Origin of the sequence: Saliniramus sp., assembly GCF_035311605.1 — a bacterium.
Lineage (GTDB): Bacteria > Pseudomonadota > Alphaproteobacteria > Rhizobiales > Beijerinckiaceae > Saliniramus.
Map to the genome: position 1 here is coordinate 1 of NZ_DATGCW010000239.1, position 3,409 is coordinate 3,409.

Here is a 3,409-nt window from a genome sequence, read left to right on the forward strand (position 1 = left end):
CGGAATCGGCGCAATGCGCGCTGAGAACCGATCCCATGTCTTCAAACGTTGCGACGATGAATTTCGTTCGTGTCACAACACAGCCCTCTATCGCAGAGAGCGTCGCAACCTGATACAACCCATACGCTATATTTCCAAATACTGTCGCTTCTATTATACAGAAGCAGGGGTATCGGCAAAATTCAATTCACGTCAGCCCGCTCATCGGAACCCGCTTATGCGTGACGGCGCATTTTATTCGGTACTGGAACAGATCGAGGACGCGCAATCGCTGCCCGACCTCGAGCGGGCGATCATGGGCCTGATCGACATCTACGGCTTTGCCCATGCGGGCTACCATGCCCTGCGGCTGCCCAATGATCCGCGCGAAAATCCCGTCGTGATTCATTCCTATCCCGAGCAATGGATCAGCCGGTATCGTTCGCAGCGCTATTTCGAGATCGATCCGGTCGTGCTTCAGGCCGCGCGCAGCATCCTGCCTGTGGATTGGGACCGGCTGAGCGTGCCGGAAGGGACGCCGCAACTGCTCTTTCGCGAAGCACTGGATTTCGGTATCGGGCGGAAGGGGCTGACCGTGCCGATCCGTGGCGCACGCGGAGATCTCGCCGTTTTCACCGTGGTCTCAGCCCTGCCCGATCGTGAATGGCAGAGCCTTAAACTGGCCCAGACACGCGATATCCAGCTGATCGGCAATTACGTGCATCACCGCGTGCTGGCCCTGTGCTGCGACGATGAAGAGGCGCCGATCCAGCTTTCGCGGCGCGAGCGCGAATGCCTGCAATGGGCCGCAGCAGGGGCAACAATCGCGGGCACCGCCGAGCGGATTCACGTCTCGGAGCGCGCCGTGCGCGGCTATCTCGATTCCGCCCGCCACAAGCTCTCCAGCCTGACAAAGGCCCAGGCAGTCGCACGCGCGATCGCGCTGGGCATCGTCGAACACTGACCGGCTGCACGATCAGGCCCGTCCCCTGAAGAACAATCAGGCGTTCATGGCAGGCGGTAATCGGCCGATCGGTGAAAATCAACGCTGGAACTTTCGCAATCATAAAATGCTTTTTCTGGACTGCACACCTTTGACCCTGCGAAAGGTCAATTTTGACGGATTGCGAAACCTTGTAAAACACCGATTCTGGGTTCTGCCATCAAGGAAAGGACCCGAGATGATTACCCTGATCAACGGACACGAAGCAGATCGTCACGCCGGGATCGTCGACGCCATGTTCCGTGGAAGGGCAGCGATCTTCCGCGACAAACTCGGCTGGGACGTTCATGTCGATAACGGCCGCGAAAGCGACCCTTACGACGCGCTCAACCCGCTCTATGTCATCGCCCTCGACGACGAGACAGGCGCGGTGGTCGGATCGATCCGGCTGATGCCGACGACCGGCCCGACCCTGCAGCGTGATGTCTTCGACCAGGCTTTTGACGATGACGTGGATCTCGTCAGCGCCACGATCTGGGAGGCGACGCGGTTCTGCGTGCATCCTGAGAATCCACGCAGACTGACGCCGACACGGCTAGACCGTGCCACCTGCGAAATCGCGATCGCCATGTGCGAGATCGGTCTGCAGGCCGGCCTTACCCAGTATATCGGCATTTTCGAGCCGCATATGCAGCGCATCTACCGCCGGATCGGCTGGGCACCGGACGTGCTCGCACGTTCCACTGCTTTCGAAACCGGCACGATCTCGGTGGGGCTGTGGGACGTCACGACAGAGGCCCTCGCAGATATTCGCGGGCGGGCGGGCATTCATGAAGACATCATCATCGACGGCGCACGCGAATGCGTCCGTTTTCTCTCAAGAGCGGCGTGAACAAAAAACAAACAGGGGCGCAGACATGCATATCGAGTACGACGACAACAAGGACAATCTGGATGACGTCGCCGAGCGCATCGGTGAACTCGCCGGCGTGGTGCGCGAAGAGGGCGATCCCGTCCTCGCGCATCTGCTCGACAACGTGTATGCCGCGATCTACTACGTCGCGGCAAAGCGGATTTCGAAAAATCATCAGAGCATGCGTCACCGGCTTTCCTGAGGCCGGCTTGCGGGCAGAGCCGGTCTGCACCGGCGACTGCCCGCGCCATGCGGCGTCTTGTGCCAGCCGGAGCTGTCCGTAAACAGTTCCCGCAGCGCGCACCAGGCGGCGGCGCTGACGAGCAGGTAATAGAACGGCAGCAACGGAAGCCAGGCCAACAACCCCACTCTCTTGCGTCGGATGACACCGATCAGCGCCGGCCCGAGCGTGGCCGCGACGCCGAGGCAGAACGTGACCCCGGCCACGGTGAAGATCAGCAATCCATAAGGGCCCATCACGCCCTTGTGGAACCAGTCCAACCAGAAAGGGGCATGGCCGAACGTCATGGAAACCGGGGTGGCGAGCGCGACGAGTCCCGTCAGGAAGAATAACGGATAGGACATGGCCGAGAAGACGGCCCCGAAGGTGCAGGCCAGCACGACCAGATAGCGCATCACCCCCATGGCCCGTGCGGCGCGCACGGGATCACGTGTATGCGTGATCGCCGTTTGCAGAAATCCCTTCATCCAGCGTTTGCGCTGCGCATGCCATGCCCTCAGACCCACCGGCGCCTCTTCCCAGGTCGTCGCAGGGAGATCTGCCGTGAAAAGCCGCATATGCGCCAGCCGCAAGCCGAGATCGGCATCCTCGGTCACGTTCCAGGCATCCCAGCCACAGGCCCCGCGCAGAGCCTCGATCCGGAAATGGTTGGAAGTTCCCCCGAGCGGAACCGGCAGGCCGAGCCGCAGGAAGCCAGGATTGATCACGTCGAACAGGGCGGCGTATTCCACCGCGAAACAGCCGGGCAGAATGCCGTCGGAATCGTTGTCGATGGCGAGCCGCGCCTGCAGGCAGACGGTGTCGGGGCCGAGCGCGGCGAAGGTTTCTGCAGCAAGGCGCAACTGGCCCGGCTCGGGGATATCCTCCGCATCATAGATCACCAGATGCGCGCCACGCGCGAATGGCAGTGCCGCGTTGAGGGCGCGCGGCTTGGTGCGCGGCCTGCCGTCAGGCGCGACGAGAATGCGGTAGCCGTGGCGCTGCGCGTGGGGGCGCAGCGCAGCATGGGTCCAGGGATCGTCGGCTTCGATCACGAAGATGACGTCACGTTTTGCCGGCGGGTAATCGATCGCCGCGATCGCATCACAGAGCTGCTCTGCCACCGCCTCCTCCCGGTAGAGCGCGACCACGATGCTGTAATGCGGCAAATGGGCATCAGGTAGCGCCGGCGGGCGGATCTTCGGGGTAAGGCCGGCGTTTTCCCGACAGGTGGTGATGCGCAAGAGCGCAAGAAATGCGCTCACGAGGCAGATCACGACACTGATCAAGGCAAAAGCCAGATCCGGGGGCAGGCTCACCGGCAGCAGGGCGAAGGCCGCCATTCCCGCAAGCA

Annotated in this window: 4 protein-coding genes; 3 read left to right on the forward strand and 1 reads right to left on the reverse strand. The window is 61.9% G+C overall.

Annotated features, from left to right (window positions below; all coding sequences use genetic code 11):
* Positions 1 to 217 precede the first annotated feature (217 nt).
* From VKP01_RS10750 to VKP01_RS10760, 3 genes are all read left to right on the forward strand, one after another.
* Positions 218 to 943 (forward strand): autoinducer binding domain-containing protein, encoded by a 726-nt coding sequence (locus tag VKP01_RS10750; protein ID WP_324412140.1) that lies wholly within the window; start codon positions 218 to 220, stop codon positions 941 to 943.
* A 217-nt stretch (positions 944 to 1,160) separates the two neighbouring features.
* Positions 1,161 to 1,814: an acyl-homoserine-lactone synthase gene (locus tag VKP01_RS10755; RefSeq protein ID WP_324412142.1), complete on the forward strand. Its 654-nt coding sequence runs from the start codon at positions 1,161 to 1,163 to the stop codon at positions 1,812 to 1,814.
* A gap of 25 nt (positions 1,815 to 1,839) precedes the next feature.
* Positions 1,840 to 2,037, forward strand: coding sequence for a hypothetical protein (locus tag VKP01_RS10760; RefSeq protein WP_324412144.1), 198 nt, complete (start codon positions 1,840 to 1,842; stop codon positions 2,035 to 2,037).
* On the opposite strand, the gene VKP01_RS10765 is transcribed toward VKP01_RS10760, so the two are convergent.
* Positions 2,022 to 3,409, reverse strand: a 1,388-nt coding sequence (locus VKP01_RS10765; RefSeq protein WP_324412145.1) for a glycosyltransferase family 2 protein, incomplete at its 5' end; no start/stop codon positions are given. The genes VKP01_RS10760 and VKP01_RS10765 overlap by 16 nt on opposite strands.

Excerpts from the sequence above, each read along its gene's own strand:
- VKP01_RS10750 (WP_324412140.1), top strand. The coding sequence starts at position 218 with ATGCGTGACGGCGCATTTTATTCGGTACTGGAACAGATCGAGGACGCG.
- VKP01_RS10755 (WP_324412142.1), top strand. The coding sequence starts at position 1,161 with ATGATTACCCTGATCAACGGACACGAAGCAGATCGTCACGCCGGGATC.
- VKP01_RS10760 (WP_324412144.1), top strand. The coding sequence starts at position 1,840 with ATGCATATCGAGTACGACGACAACAAGGACAATCTGGATGACGTCGCC.